General features: G+C 71.2%; 15 protein-coding genes. 8 read left to right on the top strand and 7 right to left on the bottom strand.

Going from position 1 to position 13,622, the window contains the following annotated elements; translation table 11 throughout:
- Positions 1 to 191 precede the first annotated feature (191 nt).
- A complete protein-coding gene (locus KK097_RS10965) occupies positions 192 to 872 on the bottom strand; it encodes a hypothetical protein (RefSeq protein WP_214544569.1) in 681 nt (226 codons plus the stop codon).
- Positions 873 to 1,069: 197 nt separating this feature from the next.
- Here KK097_RS10965 and KK097_RS10960 point away from each other — a divergent pair, with 197 nt between their 5' ends.
- From KK097_RS10960 to KK097_RS10935, 6 genes are all read left to right on the top strand, one after another.
- Complete coding sequence (locus KK097_RS10960; protein WP_214544764.1) at positions 1,070 to 3,526, top strand: phosphoketolase family protein; 2,457 nt, start codon at positions 1,070 to 1,072, stop codon at positions 3,524 to 3,526.
- 93 nt (positions 3,527 to 3,619) lie between these two features.
- Positions 3,620 to 3,970: a hypothetical protein gene (locus tag KK097_RS10955; protein WP_214544763.1), complete on the top strand. Its 351-nt coding sequence runs from the start codon at positions 3,620 to 3,622 to the stop codon at positions 3,968 to 3,970.
- Entirely contained in the window at positions 3,951 to 4,166 is a 216-nt protein-coding gene (locus KK097_RS10950; protein ID WP_214530285.1) for a hypothetical protein, read from the top strand. The genes KK097_RS10955 and KK097_RS10950 overlap by 20 nt, the downstream gene beginning before the upstream one ends.
- A gap of 33 nt (positions 4,167 to 4,199) precedes the next feature.
- On the top strand, positions 4,200 to 4,883 hold the full coding sequence (locus KK097_RS10945; protein ID WP_214544762.1) for a fumarylacetoacetate hydrolase family protein: 684 nt from the start codon (positions 4,200 to 4,202) through the stop codon (positions 4,881 to 4,883).
- 153 nt (positions 4,884 to 5,036) lie between these two features.
- Positions 5,037 to 6,011, top strand: a complete 975-nt coding sequence (locus KK097_RS10940; protein WP_214544761.1) for a sugar phosphate isomerase/epimerase family protein — start codon at positions 5,037 to 5,039, stop codon at positions 6,009 to 6,011.
- 9 nt (positions 6,012 to 6,020) lie between these two features.
- Positions 6,021 to 6,197, top strand: a complete 177-nt coding sequence (locus tag KK097_RS10935; RefSeq protein WP_214544760.1) for a hypothetical protein — start codon at positions 6,021 to 6,023, stop codon at positions 6,195 to 6,197.
- A gap of 281 nt (positions 6,198 to 6,478) precedes the next feature.
- Here the strand turns inward: KK097_RS10935 and KK097_RS10930 are convergent, their stop codons facing one another.
- The 3 genes from KK097_RS10930 to KK097_RS10920 form a co-directional block, all read right to left on the bottom strand.
- The gene (locus tag KK097_RS10930; RefSeq protein WP_214530281.1) at positions 6,479 to 6,634 is read right to left on the bottom strand and encodes a hypothetical protein; all 156 of its coding nucleotides are present in this window, start codon (positions 6,632 to 6,634) and stop codon (positions 6,479 to 6,481) included.
- Positions 6,635 to 6,793: 159 nt separating this feature from the next.
- A complete protein-coding gene (locus tag KK097_RS10925; protein WP_214544759.1) occupies positions 6,794 to 9,328 on the bottom strand; it encodes an ATP-dependent DNA ligase in 2,535 nt (844 codons plus the stop codon).
- A complete protein-coding gene (locus KK097_RS10920) occupies positions 9,325 to 10,215 on the bottom strand; it encodes an SDR family oxidoreductase (RefSeq protein WP_214530279.1) in 891 nt (296 codons plus the stop codon). The genes KK097_RS10925 and KK097_RS10920 overlap by 4 nt, the downstream gene beginning before the upstream one ends.
- Before the next feature lie 135 nt (positions 10,216 to 10,350).
- Between KK097_RS10920 and ku the strand changes: the two genes are divergently transcribed.
- Entirely contained in the window at positions 10,351 to 11,376 is a 1,026-nt protein-coding gene (ku, locus tag KK097_RS10915) for a non-homologous end joining protein Ku (RefSeq protein WP_214544758.1), read from the top strand.
- A 13-nt stretch (positions 11,377 to 11,389) separates the two neighbouring features.
- On the opposite strand, the gene KK097_RS10910 is transcribed toward ku, so the two are convergent.
- Positions 11,390 to 12,202: a cupin domain-containing protein gene (locus KK097_RS10910; RefSeq protein ID WP_214544757.1), complete on the bottom strand. Its 813-nt coding sequence runs from the start codon at positions 12,200 to 12,202 to the stop codon at positions 11,390 to 11,392.
- A 142-nt stretch (positions 12,203 to 12,344) separates the two neighbouring features.
- On the opposite strand from KK097_RS10910, the gene KK097_RS10905 reads away from it, so the two are divergent.
- Positions 12,345 to 12,986 (top strand): antibiotic biosynthesis monooxygenase, encoded by a 642-nt coding sequence (locus KK097_RS10905; RefSeq protein ID WP_214544756.1) that lies wholly within the window; start codon positions 12,345 to 12,347, stop codon positions 12,984 to 12,986.
- An 8-nt stretch (positions 12,987 to 12,994) separates the two neighbouring features.
- Here the strand turns inward: KK097_RS10905 and KK097_RS10900 are convergent, their stop codons facing one another.
- Both KK097_RS10900 and KK097_RS18820 read right to left on the bottom strand, forming a co-directional pair.
- Positions 12,995 to 13,219, bottom strand: a complete 225-nt coding sequence (locus tag KK097_RS10900; protein WP_214544754.1) for a hypothetical protein — start codon at positions 13,217 to 13,219, stop codon at positions 12,995 to 12,997.
- A 97-nt stretch (positions 13,220 to 13,316) separates the two neighbouring features.
- Positions 13,317 to 13,619 carry a thiazolylpeptide-type bacteriocin gene (locus KK097_RS18820; protein WP_367575482.1) on the bottom strand — a complete coding sequence of 101 codons (303 nt, stop codon included), beginning with the start codon at positions 13,617 to 13,619 and terminating at the stop codon, positions 13,317 to 13,319.
- Positions 13,620 to 13,622: the final 3 nt, after the last annotated feature.

Here is a 13,622-nt window from a genome sequence, read left to right as displayed (position 1 = left end):
TATGCCCGGTTCCGCCAGGTATGCCCGGCTCCGCTCGGTATGCCCGGTACCACCAGGTACGCCCGGTTCCGGTCGGTATGCCCGGTTCCGCCAGGTATGCCCGGTTCCGCCCAGGTGGGCCCGGCGCGCAACGCAAGTCGGCCCGGACCACGCTGCTGCGTGGTCCGGGCCGACCGTGGTGGTGCGGGGTGTTACTTGATCTGTGCGGTGATGGTGGCGGTGCCGACGAGGAGGCCGCGCTTGACGGCGTCGGTGCCGAAGGTCTTGTTCAGCAGGCCGGCGGCGTCTTCGGAGATGTGGACGGTGGTGCCGGTCAGGATGGCGTTGTCGCCCTCGAGCTGGAGGGGCTTGAGGGAGCCGCCGTGCAGCTCGAACAGGAACGCGTTTGCCGCGGCGACCTTGCCGTTGACGAGGACGTCGCCGTAGAGCTTGGACGAGCCCGGGTTCACGACGAAGTTCTCCAGCGTGACGGTGGTGTCGCCGGCCTTCAGGGTCAGACCCGAGTCGTCGTGGTTCAGCAGGCCCTGCACGTACGGGCGGTAGTCGCCGTCCGGGGACCAGTAGGTGACCGACCCGGCGGTGATCGGGAACGACACCGACCCGTCTTCCAGGGTCGCGTCGCCGGAGACGCCGGGGGTGAGCTTGAGGGCGGTGAGGGCGTCGGTGAAGCCGGAGTCGAGCTTCACGGCGGTGGAACCACCGAGGACCTCGGGCACCGAAGCGACGGGTGCGGGGATCTTCGACTCGGACGAGGACACCGTCTGCACGTTCGGGGTCGCGGCCTGGGCGGAGGAGATCCCGAACGCGGCACCGCCGAGGACGAGAGCACCGGTCGTGGCGAGGGTGATGGAGGTCTTGAGGCTCTTACGCATCGTGATCAGTCCTTTGCTCTGTGGGCACTCCGGCCGGTGGCCGAACGTTCGCTCTGTACGCACGCTGAATGTCGGCCGAATTCGACCGGAGAGCGCCCTGGGCTTTTGCCCTGTGCAAGTGATTCGGCACGCCGACCCGAACGGTTTGGGACGAGTTTCCTGAGGCGCTGCGACCCGCTGTTTCGTACCGTGTACCCATGGCTCCAGCACACATCCCCACCACCGACCGGCTCCGGGCAGTCGACGCCTGGTGGCGCGCCGCCAACTACCTGACGGTCGGGCAGATCTACCTGCTGGACAACCCGCTGCTCAGCCGGCCGATCGAGCCCGACGACGTCAAGCCGCGGTTGCTCGGGCACTGGGGCACCTCCCCCGCACTGAACCTCGTGTACGCGCACTGCAACGCGCTCATCGCCGAGACCGGCCGCGAGTTCCTGTACATCTGCGGCCCGGGGCACGGCGGCCCGGCGATGAACGCGAACGCCTGGCTGGACGGCACGTGGAACGAGCTGTACCAGGACGTCGACCTGCAGCGGTTCTTCCGCCAGTTCTCGTTCCCCGGCGGCATCCCCTCGCACGCCGCCCCGGAGACCCCCGGCTCCATCAACGAGGGCGGTGAGCTCGGCTACTCGCTGTCCCATGCCTACGGTGCGGCGCTCGACAACCCGGACCTCGTCGTCGCGTGCGTGGTCGGTGACGGTGAAGCCGAGACCGGTCCGCTCGCCGGGTCGTGGCAGGCGCACACGTTCCTCGACCCGGTGTCCGACGGTGCGGTGCTGCCGATCCTCAACCTCAACGGGTGGAAGATCGCGAACCCGACCGTCCTCGCCCGCATCCCCGACGAGGACCTCACCGCGTACTTCCGCGGGCTCGGGTACGATCCGATCGTCGTCGACTCCCGCCGCGTCGACGACGACCCGTACGCGGTCCACGCCCTGTTCGACGGCGCGCTCCGACGCGCCCTCGCCAGTATCGACGACATCCAGGCCGCTGCCCGCGCCCAGGCCGCCCGTGCCGCCGCGGGGCAGCCCGCCGGTGCCGCGGCCCTGCGCCCGCGCTGGCCGATGATCGTGCTGCGCACCCCGAAGGGCTGGACCGGCCCGAAGGAGGTCGACGGTGAGCAGGTCGAGGGGACCTTCCGCGCGCACCAGGTGCCGCTGCCCGCCGTGCGCGAGGACGACGGCCACCGCGCCCAGCTCGAGGAGTGGATGCGCTCGTACCGCCCCGAGGAGCTCTTCGACGAGGACGGCCACCCGGTCGGCATCATGACGACGATCCGGCCGACCGGTGACGAGCGGATGAGCGCCACCCCGCACGGCAACGGTGGGCGCATCCGCACCGCGCTCGACCGCCCCCCGCTCGAGCCGTACGCGGTCGAGGCAGGTTCCACGGCGTCGGCCACCGGGACCCTCGGCCCCTGGCTCGCCGCACTCATCGAGAAGAACCCCTCGACCTTCCGGCTGTTCGGACCGGACGAGACGATCTCGAACAAGCTCGACGCCGTGTTCGACGTCACCACGCGTGTCTGGCGCGCCCGCCGGGCCCCGGGCGACGAGCACCTCGCCGCCCGCGGCCGGGTCACCGAGGTCCTGTCCGAGCACCTGCTGGAGGGCATGCTCGAGGGCTACGTCCTGTCCGGTCGGCACGGGATGCTCAACACCTACGAGGCGTTCGCCCACATCATCGACTCGATGGTCGGGCAGTACGCCAAGTGGCTGGAGTCCTCGACCGACATCGACTGGCGCGTCCCGGTGTCGAACCTGTCGCTGCTGCTCTCGTCGCACGTGTGGCGGCAGGACCACAACGGGTTCTCCCACCAGGACCCCGGGTTCCTCGACGTCGTCGCGTCGAAGCAGCAGGACCTCGTCCGGATCAAGCTGCCCGCCGACGCCAACACGCTGCTCGCCGTCGCCGCGCACGCGATGGAGACCACGGACCGCATCGAGGTGATCGTCGCGGGCAAGCACCCGGAACCGGTCTTCCTGTCCCTCGACGACGCGGTCGCGCACGTGCAGGCCGGACTCGGCGTCTGGGACTTCGCCGGCACCGAGCAGGCCGTCGGCAAGGTCGACGTCGTCCTCGCCTGCGCCGGCGACGTCCCCACGGTCGAGGCGATCGCTGCCACGGACATCATCCGGAAGCACGCTCCCGGCGTCGGTGTCCGCGTGCTCAACGTCGTCGACCTGCTGGCACTCGGCGACCCGCGCAAGCACGAGCACCCGATCCCGGACGAGCAGTACGACGCGCTCTTCCTGCCGGGCACGCCCACGGTCTTCGCGTTCCACGGGTACCCGACCCTCGTGCACCAGCTGACGTACCGCCGGAACGGGCACGACGACCTGCACGTGCACGGGTTCCTCGAGCAGGGCACGACGACCTCGCCGTTCGACATGCTCATGCGCAGCGAGATGGACCGCTTCGCACTGGCCCACGACGCCCTGACGCGGGTGGACGCCGAGGCGCATGCCGACCTGCTCACGAAGCTGTCCGAGGCCCGTGACGCCGCGCGGACGTTCGCGTACACGAAGGGCGAGGACCACCCGTCGCTCGCGGGCTGGGAGTTCGCGGGCTGGCCTCAGGACGAGCCGGCCAGCGGCGGGACCGGCGGCGACCCGGGGGCGGGCGAGACCGAGGCTGCTGCGCCGGGGAACTGACGCACTCCTCCACAGGCCTGGAGGCCCGGAGCACCCTCCACAGGACCGGTCACGCCCGTCGCGTGGCCGGTTCCGTGCTGTCAGGGTTCCGGCATGGACATCGGCTGGATCAGTGCGCTCGTGTCGGTCACGAGCGCGTCCGTCGCGCTGGGTGCGCTCGTCGCCTCGGTGCTCGACGGGCGCGCCGGACGGCGAAATGCAGAGTTCTCGGTGCACCGCGACCTGTGGTGGCAGCGTTTGTCGTGGGTCGCCGACCTGGCGACCTCGGACGACGAAGGAAAGCGCGCGGCTGCCGGTGTGATGTCCGCTGCGCTGGTGACCCGCAGTTGGACGACCGACGACGACACGTGGACGTCCTCGGCGCTCGCTGACTCCGAGGCAGCGCGAACCGAAGCCCGGCGACAACAGGAAGGAGTGCTCGCAGATGATCTCGACACTGACTGATGATGAGTTCAAACGGTGGCTCGACAACCGCGAGATGACGACACCCCGGCTCCTGGCGAGCCCCCACTACGGTCCGCTCATGCGCGCGAAGGGCGCCGAAGCGGAGCTCGCGCAGATGCGCATCGAGTGGCGCGAACGTCAGGAGCGCGCGCGGGCGCGGAAGCTCAGGTACGAGGCGTCCTTCGGTGAGGGCTGAACCGGTGGTCCGCAGGCCTGCCACGCTGGGACCGTGACCGAACTCGTCATCCCGGCCCCGAGCCTCCCGACCGTGCCCACAACGACGGGCGCGCGCTTCCCCGTCCGCCGCATGTTCTGCGTCGGCCGGAACTACGCGGCGCACGCCCGCGAGATGGGCCACGACCCGGACCGCGAGCCGCCGTTCTTCTTCACCAAGCCGGCAGACGCGGTCGTGGTCGACGGCGCCGACACTCCGTACCCGCCGCTGACGCAGCAACTGGAGCACGAGGTCGAGCTCGTCGTCGCGATCGGCACCGGCGGCACGGACATCGCCGTGGCCGACGCCCTCGCACACGTCTGGGGCTACGCCGTCGGGATCGACCTCACCCGACGAGACCTGCAGGCCGAGGCGAAGCGGCTCGGCCGTCCGTGGGACACCGCGAAGGGCTTCGACGCCTCAGCGCCCATCGGGGCGATCACCCCGGCGGACGGGGTCGACCCGACCAGCGGCGCGATCGAGTTGACGGTGGGCGGGGAGCTCCGGCAGTCCGGCGACCTGGCCGACCAGATCTGGTCGGTGGCCGAGACGATCGCGGCGCTGTCGCGGTCCGTCGTACTCGCCCCCGGTGACCTCGTGATGACCGGCACTCCTGACGGTGTCGGCGTGCTCGAACGCGGTTCGGTGCTCGTCGGCACGATCGCCGGCGTCGGCGAGGTCCGGACCCGGATCGTCTGAGCAACGTGTCGGCGATGTGTCGCCGGGCTGGGAGCGTTCGCAGCCTGTGCGGGTAGTTCTTGGGCATCGTCGCGGGTGGGGCCCGCGACGGACACGGGGCGGCGCATCGCGACGGGGCGACGCGGACACCTCGGGACTGCCGGAGGTACCACCGTGCTCGAACACGATCTGCTCGCCACGTCCTGGACGTGGGCGGGCGACGAGAGCATCCGCGACCGCGTGCACGCCGTCGGTGCCGCTGGGTTCGCCGGCCTGTCGCTGTCCCTCGACGACCTGCACGAGGTCCGAGCGACGACGGGGTTCGCCGAACTGCGCCGCATGCTCGACGGAGCCGGCATCGTCTGGGTCCAGCTCGGCCCGCTCGACCGCTGGTGGACCTGCACGAGCCGCACCGAGGACGAGGACGCCGACCGCGGGGTCGTGCTCGAGGCCGCCGCGACCCTGAGCGCCTGGCACGTGGCGGTGCGCGCCGACACCTCGTTGCCCGGAGCCTCCCCCGCGACGATGGCCGACGACTGGGTCGTGCTCGCCGACCAGGCCGAAGCCGTCGGAGCGCAGCTCGTGCTCGAACCGGAACCGTGGTCCAACCTGCCCACGATCGAACGGGCCTCCCGCTTCGTCGCCGCCGCCGGGCACCCGAACGGCGGGCTGCTCATCGACGCCATGCACGCGCTCCGCGGCGGTTCCACCCTCGCCTCGATCCGTCAGGGCGTCGCGCCGGGGGTCCTCGCAGCCGTCGAGTTGAGCGACGGACTACTGCACACCCCGAGCGGGATGACCCTCGCCGAGGAGTCCCGGACCGCACGGTACCTGCCCGGTGCCGGAGCGTGGGACCTGCCCGGCTTCGTCCGGACCGTCCGTGAACTCGGGTTCGACGAGCCGTGGGGTGTCGAGGTCCGGACCCCGGCGCACCGGGCGATGCCCGTCCGCGATGCGCTCCGGACGGCCGTCGCCGCCACCCGTGCGGTGCTCGACGCCGCCGATGCGTTCGGCGCCCCGGCCGCTCCGGCGATGCCCTCGACGCCCGCGCCGACGTCCGCGGTGGACTTCGAGCCGCTGCACTCCGACCGCCGTGCACCGACGCACGGTGCCGGCCGACGGGACGCCGACACAGGGACGCCCGCGTAGGTTGCTGGCATGACCGATCAGGCAGCACACGACGACGACCTGCTCCGCCGTTCCCAGGAGTCCATCGACGAGGCCAAGGCCGCTGCGACCGAGGTGGTCGAACCGGAGGAGGACACCCTCATCGACGAGGACGCCCCGGTGGCCGACCACGCCCAGCCGGCGGACGGCCCCGCGCCCGCGGCCTGACTCGGCCCCGCTCCACCGAACTCGCCGGGCACCCCACCGAGGGTGCCCGGCGAGTTTCTTTCCGTGGTTGCGTGACGAACCGGCCGCTCGACACGTCTCAAGGACGGACCCGCCAGGTGCGCTTCGGTGCGCCTGGCGCGAGGGGTCGTGTCCGGTCTCCCTGAACCGACCGGTCACGCCTCCCGCCGACGGTCCGTGCGCTCCCTGATCCAGCGTGCGGGCCGTGGGGGCCGTCAGCCCCGTCAGCTCGTTCGGTGCGCCAGCCCTCCGGCGTCAGCCGGTCAGCCGTCGCCCTCGTCGGCGAGGAAGTCCGCGTACCGGACCTCGGCCTCCGTGGTGCTGGCCACGGGCTCCGTCTTGCGCTGCGACCGGTCGTCCCCCGTGATCGCGACGCGCTCTGCTGCCGTGTACGGCGGCAGGTACTTGCTCGAGTCCATCCGCTCCAGCCCCCTTCGTCCCGGCGAACGTAACAGGCCGTGACCGATTCTGGCCAGCGGTGCCGATACTGTCCCCCACGCAGGCTCGGGACGGGGGACGGATGTTCGCCAGCGGCGGACCCCATGCGCACGCATGCGGAGCCGAGGCCGGAGCGCGGGTCAGGTCTCCCGCACGACGTCGTCCGGGTCCTTGTCCACGCGCCACCCGCGCCACGACGGCTGCCGGAGCCGTCCGTCGCCGGTCCACTCGGCGAACTCGACCTCGCCGACGCGCTTCGGGGTCACCCAGTGCGCGTCACGGGCGTCAGGACGCGGGACGTCGACGAACGGCGAGGTCTTCCGCTCCGTCGGACCGAGGAGCGCGGCGATCTCGTCGAGGTCACGGTCGCGGAACCCCGTGCCGACCTTGCCGACGTACTCCAGCCCGTCGGGTCCGGGCACGCCGAGCAGCAGCGACCCGATCCCGCCGGCTCGCCGTCCGCTGCCGGGCTTCCAACCGCCGACCACGACCTCTTGCGTGGCGTGGTGCTTGCGCTTCAGCCAGGCCTCGGACCGCCGGCCCTCGGCGTACTTCGACGACCGCTTCTTCGCGACCACGCCCTCGAGGCCCTGCTCGCGCGATGCAGCCAGCACCGCGTCGAGGTCGCCCTGCACCGCCGGCGGCACGTCGATTGCACCGCCCGGTTCCACGACCGTCTCGAGTGCCTGTCGCCGGGCGTCGTAGCCGAGCCGCGTGAGCTCGTGGCCGTCCGCCTCGAGCACGTCGAACAGCAGGAACCGCACGGGCGTGGTCTCCTGCGCGCTCCGGACCTCGCGTGCCTTGGTCAGGCCCATGCGGTTCTGGAGCAGCTGGAACGAGGGTCGGCCACGATCGTCGACGGCCACGATCTCACCGTCGAACACGCCGTCCACCCCGGCCCGCTCGCCCAGTTCCTGCAGCTCGGGGTACTGGGCCGTCAGGTCGTTGTCGTTGCGGCTGCGCAGGGTCACCGACCCGTCGCGGACCGTCGCCAGCGCGCGCACCCCGTCCCACTTCATCTCGAAGGCCCACTCGGCCGGGTCCAGCCGGGGCTCCCCCTTGGCCAGGGTCGCCTGCATCGTCCGGCGCTCCGACGGCGGGGTCTCGGCGTCCGCGGTCCCGCTGATCCGTCGCTTCCCGGCGCGGTGCGCATCGCCGTGCCCGTCCGACGGCCGGTCCGCCCGTCGCGCCGCCGCCGGCCCCGCAGGGCCTCCGGCGTCCGCCAGCCGTTCGGGTTGCTCCTTCGTGCGGTGGATGAGCCAGTTCTTCTCGTCCCCGCCGCCACGGCCACGGGTGTGCAGGAGTGCGAGCCGGCGAGCGCCACCGGCCCGACCGTGCAGCGTCACGATGACCTCCTGCCCCTCGCGCCACTTCTCGAGCTCGTAGGTGCCGTCGTCCCAGATCGTCACGGTGCCGCCGCCGTACTCGTCCTTCGGGATCGTGCCCTCGAACGTGCCGTACTCGAGCGGGTGGTCCTCGGTCTGCACGGCCAGGTGGTTCTTGCCGGGGTCGGTCGGTTCGCCCTTCGGCAGGGCCCAGCTCACCAGCACCCCGTCGTGCTCGAGCCGGAAGTCGTAGTGGTCGCGCGTGGCGTGGTGCTCCTGGATCACGAAGGTCGGTGTGCCGTCCTTCCGCACGGTCGGAGCGCCCGCGGGCACGGGCTCCGGCGTCTTCGCGGCGTCGCGCTTCGCCCGGTAGGCGGCGAGCCGGTCACGTGCGGGCTGCTCGGCGTCGTTCGCGCGCTCGGTCCGGTCGCTGTCCCAGTGACCGTGGTCGTCGCGCCCGACCGCCAGCGAGGCGGAGGCGACCGGGTGCAGGAAGTCCCCCCGGGCCTCCAGGCGTTCGAGGACCTCGTCCAACGTGAGCTGCGCGAGCCCGCGCTCCTCGAGCTCCTTCCAGGTGCGGGGTGCCGCGACCGTCGGCCGTTCGCGGCCGCGCAGCGAGTACGGGGCGATGGTCGTCTTGTTGCCGTTGTTCTGCGACCAGTCGACGAAGACCTTGCCCTTCCGCTCGGCGCGGCTCATCGACGAGAGCACCAGATCGGGCATGTCCGTCTCGAGGGCCTTCGCCAACTCGTGGGCGACGTCGGAGACCTGCGCGGTCGACGCCTTGCCGTCGAGGGCCGCGTACAGGTGGATGCCCTTGGAGCCGGACGTCACCGGGTACGGGTCGAGGCCCATCCCGTGCAGGATCTCGCGGGCGGCCAGGGCGACCTCGACGCACTCGGGCAGCCCCACGCCCTCGCCGGGGTCGAGGTCGAGGACGAGCCGGTCCGGGTTCTGCTGCGCACCGCGGGGGCCGAACCGCCACTGCGGCACGTGCAGCTCGAGCGCGGCCTGCTGCGCCATCCACACCAGCGTCGGCAGGTCGTCGACGATCGGGTACTCGTTGTCGTGCTCCGAGTGGTGGATGGTGTGGTGCCGCACCCAGTCGGGGGCCGACTCGGGCAGGTTCTTCTCGAAGAAGACCTTGCCCTCGACACCGTTGGCCCAGCGCTTCCGGGTGACGGGGCGGTCCTTGACGTGCGGGATCATCCACGGCGCGGCGCGCTCGTAGTACTCGATCACCCGACCCTTCGTGGTGCCGGTCTCGGGGTAGAGCACCTTGTCGGTGTTCGTCAGCGCGAGCCGACGGTCGCCGACGATGACGACGGTCTTGCGCGAGGCGGGACTCACAGCGCCACCCCGGTCGCTCCCGCCACCGTCAGGGTCGTGCCGGACGTGTACGACGACTCGGGCCCGGCCAGGTACACGTAGGCGCTGCCGAGCTCGACCGGCTGGGCCGGGCGCCCGAAGGGGGTGTCCTGCCCGTACGCCGCGATCTCGTCGCCCGGGTAGCTGATCGGCTGCAGGGGCGTCCACACCGGCCCCGGCACGACGGTGTTCGCCCGGATGCCCTTCGCCGCGAGCTGCCGCGCGAGCCCGTTCGTGTAGGTGATGATCGCGGCCTTCGTCGCGGCGTAGTCGATCATGCGGTCCTGCGGCTGGTACGCGGACACCGAGCTGGTCGTGACGATCGAGCTCCCCGGCGCCATGTGCGGGACAGCAGCGCGGACGAGCCAGAACAGCGAGTACAGGTTGACCTTCATCGTGCGGTCGAAGTCCTCGGTGCTCTGCCGGGTGACGTCCTCGTGCACCTGCTGGTGGCCCGCGACCAGCACGAGCGCGTCGAGACCCCCGAGCTGGCTGACGGCGTCCTGCACCAGGACGTCACAGAAGGCCTCGTCGGTCAGGTCGCCGGGCAGCAGCACGGCCTTGCGCCCGAGGTCGCCGATGACGTCGCGGACCTGCTCGAGGTCCTCGCGCTCTTCGGGCAGGGCGTTCAGGGCGACGTCGGCGCCCTCCTTCGCCATCGCGATCGCCGCAGCGCGCCCGATGCCGGAGTCCGCGCCCGTGACGAGCACCCGGTACCCGCGCATCCGCCCGGTGCCCAGGTAGCTCGTCTCGCCGTGGTCGGGGGCGGGGTCCATCGCACTCGCCAGCCCGGACCCCTGCTGGGTCTGCGCGGGGAACGGCGGACGGGGGAACTGGTCGCGCGGGTCCTGCTTGTCGAGCTGGCTCATGGGCCCATCGTGCTCGCGCCGGCCTCGCGGTGGTCCAGCGAACCGGACATCCGTGGAACGATCCCCCGGACGGCGGACCTGTGGAGGACCCGTCGGCTCCGGGCACGCACGCGTGCGGGCGGGCATCATGTGCGCATGAGGTCGATCTGGAAGGGCTCCATCGCGTTCGGGCTCGTCAACGTGCCCATCAAGGTCTACGCGGCCACCGAGACGCACGACGTGTCCCTGCACCAGGTCCACGACGACGACAAGGGCCGCATCCGGTACAAGCGGGTGTGCGAGTTCGGCCACGAGGTCGAGTACGCCGACATCCAGCGTGCCTACGACGACGGTGACAAGACCGTGGTGCTCACGGCGGACGACTTCAAGCAGCTCCCCGAGGAGCAGTCGCACGAGGTCGAGGTGCTCGAGTTCGTGCCCGTCGAGCAGGTCGACCCGATGATGTTCGAGAAGACCTACTACCTGGAGCCCGACTCGCGCTCGCCGAAGGCGTACGTGCTGCTGCGCGAGACCCTGGCGAAGACCGACCGCCTGGCGATCGTGCAGTTCACCCTGCGGCAGAAGACCCGGCTCGGGGTGCTCCGGGTGCACGACGAGGTCATCCTGCTGCAGGGGCTGCTCTGGGGCGACGAGGTGCGCGCGGCCGACTTCAAGACCCTCGACACGACGGTGAAGGTCAGCGCCAACGAACTGAAGATGTCCTCGTCGCTCGTCGAGAGCATGTCCACCGACTTCGACCCCGACCGCTACACCGACTCCTACCAGGAGGAGCTGCAGCAGCTGATCGACGCGAAGCTCGAGGCGGGCGACGACATCGACACCGAGAAGACCTTCGGCGCGCAGGACGACGAGGACGACGACGACGAGGGCGGTGACGTGCTCGACCTGATGGCCGCCCTGCGTGCGTCCGTCGACAAGAAGCGGACAGGAGGCTCGGGGTCGCGTTCGTCGTCGACCGCACGGTCGTCGTCCGGTTCGGGCTCGGGCACGTCCGGCTCCGGCAGGAAGGCACCGGCGAAGAAGGCGCCCGCGAAGAAGGCCGCGGAGAGCACGACCGAGACGGCCCCCGCGAAGTCGGCGCCGAAGAAGGCGCCCGCGAAGAAGGCTCCGGCGAAGAAGGCTCCGGCGAAGAAGCCCGCCGCCAAGAAGCAGGCGAGCTGACCGCTGGCGAGGGTCAGGCCGCGGTCGAGCTGCCGCCCGCCAGACGCTCGAGCGTGGTGAACACCTCGGCGTACTGCTGCCGGAGCGCTGCCCACCCAGCGCCGGTGTCGATCGACTCCGGGTCCTCGACGGGTACCGCGTACCCGTACTGCGCCCGCGGGACCGGGTCACCCGGCAACCGGAGCTCCTGGGTGAACGCACCGCTCGCCGCCTCGAAGGTCAGGGTGTGCGATGCGACGTTCCGGCCCCAGTCCGCGGACGGCCACGACATGAACGCGACGTGCCGCATCCCCTCGGCGGGATCGGTCGCCGAGACGTAGCAGCCGTGGTGGTCCTCACCCGGGGACAGGATCGTGTACGTGCCGTTGTCCCGGTAGACGAGCAGTGCCTCGGCGAAGGGCTTCGGTGCGTACATCGCGGTGTAGCGCAGCGCGTGGACGAACTGCGGCCGGCCCAGCGGGACCGCCACGAGCGCGCTGCGGGCCGGCCCCTCGCTCGGTGGTGCCTCGCCCGGGGTCGACGCCGCGGCGCCTGCCGGAAGGTGGGCGACGTAGAGCAGTTCGGCGTCCTCCGTGCCGGTGCTGCGGCCGTCGTGCACGATGCGCGGCTCCTCGACCAGGGCCTCCCCCGGCCCGAGGACCCGCGTGGCCTCTTCGGTGACGTGCGTCAGCGCACCGCGCACCACCAGTCCGGTCTGACGCGCGTCGTGGCGGTGCCAGCCGGTCGACGCACCGGTCGGGAGCGTCAGCCGCCGAACCTCGTACGTGCTGCCGTCGGGTCCGTCGACGGTCGCGACGAGGGTGGTGGTGGGCTCGGGATCGGTCATCGGGGTCCTCTCGGTGGCGCGTTCGCCAGATGATCGTCTTGCACCCGCCTGGGACCGTGGTCGACAGACCACGTGGATACGTTCAGCCGGCTCGCGTGACGCGTGTCACGAGCCGGAAACACGGGTCCGCGACACTGGGGGCATGACTCCAGAAGAGCCTGGGGCCTTGTCGTCGCCACCCGCGACCGATGGCCCACCCGTCACCGTCTCCGTCACCCGCCTGGTCGAACCCGACCGCATCCCCGAGGCCACCCGCTGGGTGCAGTCCGGGGTGAACCTGGCGAACCGCTACCCCGGGTTCCTCGGCTCCGGGTGGGTGCGTTCCACCGCGCAGTCCCGCGAGTGGCACATGCTCTACCGCTTCGCCGACCACGAATCCCTGGCCACGTGGGAGAACTCCGACGACCGACTGCGCTGGCTCGACCTGGGCCGTGACCTGGTGGTGGAGTCCCGCGTCGAGAAGCGCACCGGCATCGAGGGCTGGTTCGACGTCCCGCAGGACGCCCCGGCCTCGAGTGCTCCCCCGCGGTGGAAGCAGTCCGTGAGCATCTGGCTCGGCTTCTTCCCGGTGAACCTCGCGTTCACGTACCTGATGGCCTGGCTCGTCCCCGCGTTCGCCCACGTCGCGATCCTGCCCCGGGTGCTCATCACGACCGTCGTGCTCACGCCGATCATGACGTTCTGGGTGCTGCCGTTCGTGACGAAGCTGATCCGCCCGTGGCTCCTCGCACCACCGCCCTCGCCCAGCGGACGGCCGGAGAGCGCCATTGGCGCCCGGCGCTGACGCGTTCCTCAGTCCACCTGCCGCAACACCCGATCGATGCCGTCGAGGCGTCGTTCGATTCTCGCGAGCGTGCTCGCCAGTTCGCGCTGCGCGGCCGCGGTCTGCTCAGCGGCCGCCCGGTCGGCCTGCCCGCGGTCAGCGCCCCACCGGAGACGCGCGATCGAGTACACCACTCCACAGACGATCGCCGTCACCGGCACCAGTACCCAGAGCATCCCAGTCCAATCCGTCATCATTTCCCCGTACTCCTCAATCGGTCAGTCCATGCCCGCTTGCAAGCCGTCCGATGACGTTGATGCCACGACCGAGTGGTCGACCCGGACCTCGAATTCAGCGAGCGTGAAGTAGCGGTACGCCCGCCCGTCCGCGCACTCGCCAGGGCTTGGAGACGCGCGAGCAGTAATTCCGCTTCCCTCTGGCTGGATCCGACCGAGGCGGGGAGCGCGTACTCCCCGCCTCGGTCGTCTCACCTCGGCCGCAGGACCCCGCTGAGCAGCACGAGCGGCTGCCGCAGCACGACGTCGAGGTGCAACTGCTGCTCCCGCTCGTCGCGCCGGTCTCAGGCACCGCGACCGCCTCACGCACCGAGAAGGTCTCAAGCCCGTCGAAGTCGAGGTCTGGCAGTTCAGGCATTGA

This window comes from Curtobacterium flaccumfaciens, assembly GCF_018598405.1.
Classification (GTDB): Bacteria; Actinomycetota; Actinomycetes; order Actinomycetales; family Microbacteriaceae; genus Curtobacterium; species Curtobacterium aurantiacum.
Note: the sequence above shows the minus strand (reverse complement) of the source record. Positions and strands in the feature narration are given on the sequence as shown.

Excerpts from the sequence above, each read along its gene's own strand:
- KK097_RS10905 (WP_214544756.1), top strand. The coding sequence starts at position 12,345 with ATGACTCCAGAAGAGCCTGGGGCCTTGTCGTCGCCACCCGCGACCGAT.
- KK097_RS10900 (WP_214544754.1), bottom strand. The coding sequence starts at position 13,219 with ATGACGGATTGGACTGGGATGCTCTGGGTACTGGTGCCGGTGACGGCG.
- KK097_RS10930 (WP_214530281.1), bottom strand. The coding sequence starts at position 6,634 with ATGGACTCGAGCAAGTACCTGCCGCCGTACACGGCAGCAGAGCGCGTC.
- KK097_RS10955 (WP_214544763.1), top strand. The coding sequence starts at position 3,620 with ATGGACATCGGCTGGATCAGTGCGCTCGTGTCGGTCACGAGCGCGTCC.
- ku (WP_214544758.1), top strand. The coding sequence starts at position 10,351 with ATGAGGTCGATCTGGAAGGGCTCCATCGCGTTCGGGCTCGTCAACGTG.
- KK097_RS10950 (WP_214530285.1), top strand. The coding sequence starts at position 3,951 with ATGATCTCGACACTGACTGATGATGAGTTCAAACGGTGGCTCGACAAC.
- KK097_RS18820 (WP_367575482.1), bottom strand. The coding sequence starts at position 13,619 with ATGCCTGAACTGCCAGACCTCGACTTCGACGGGCTTGAGACCTTCTCG.
- KK097_RS10965 (WP_214544569.1), bottom strand. The coding sequence starts at position 872 with ATGCGTAAGAGCCTCAAGACCTCCATCACCCTCGCCACGACCGGTGCT.
- KK097_RS10935 (WP_214544760.1), top strand. The coding sequence starts at position 6,021 with ATGACCGATCAGGCAGCACACGACGACGACCTGCTCCGCCGTTCCCAG.
- KK097_RS10920 (WP_214530279.1), bottom strand. The coding sequence starts at position 10,215 with ATGAGCCAGCTCGACAAGCAGGACCCGCGCGACCAGTTCCCCCGTCCG.
- KK097_RS10960 (WP_214544764.1), top strand. The coding sequence starts at position 1,070 with ATGGCTCCAGCACACATCCCCACCACCGACCGGCTCCGGGCAGTCGAC.
- KK097_RS10910 (WP_214544757.1), bottom strand. The coding sequence starts at position 12,202 with ATGACCGATCCCGAGCCCACCACCACCCTCGTCGCGACCGTCGACGGA.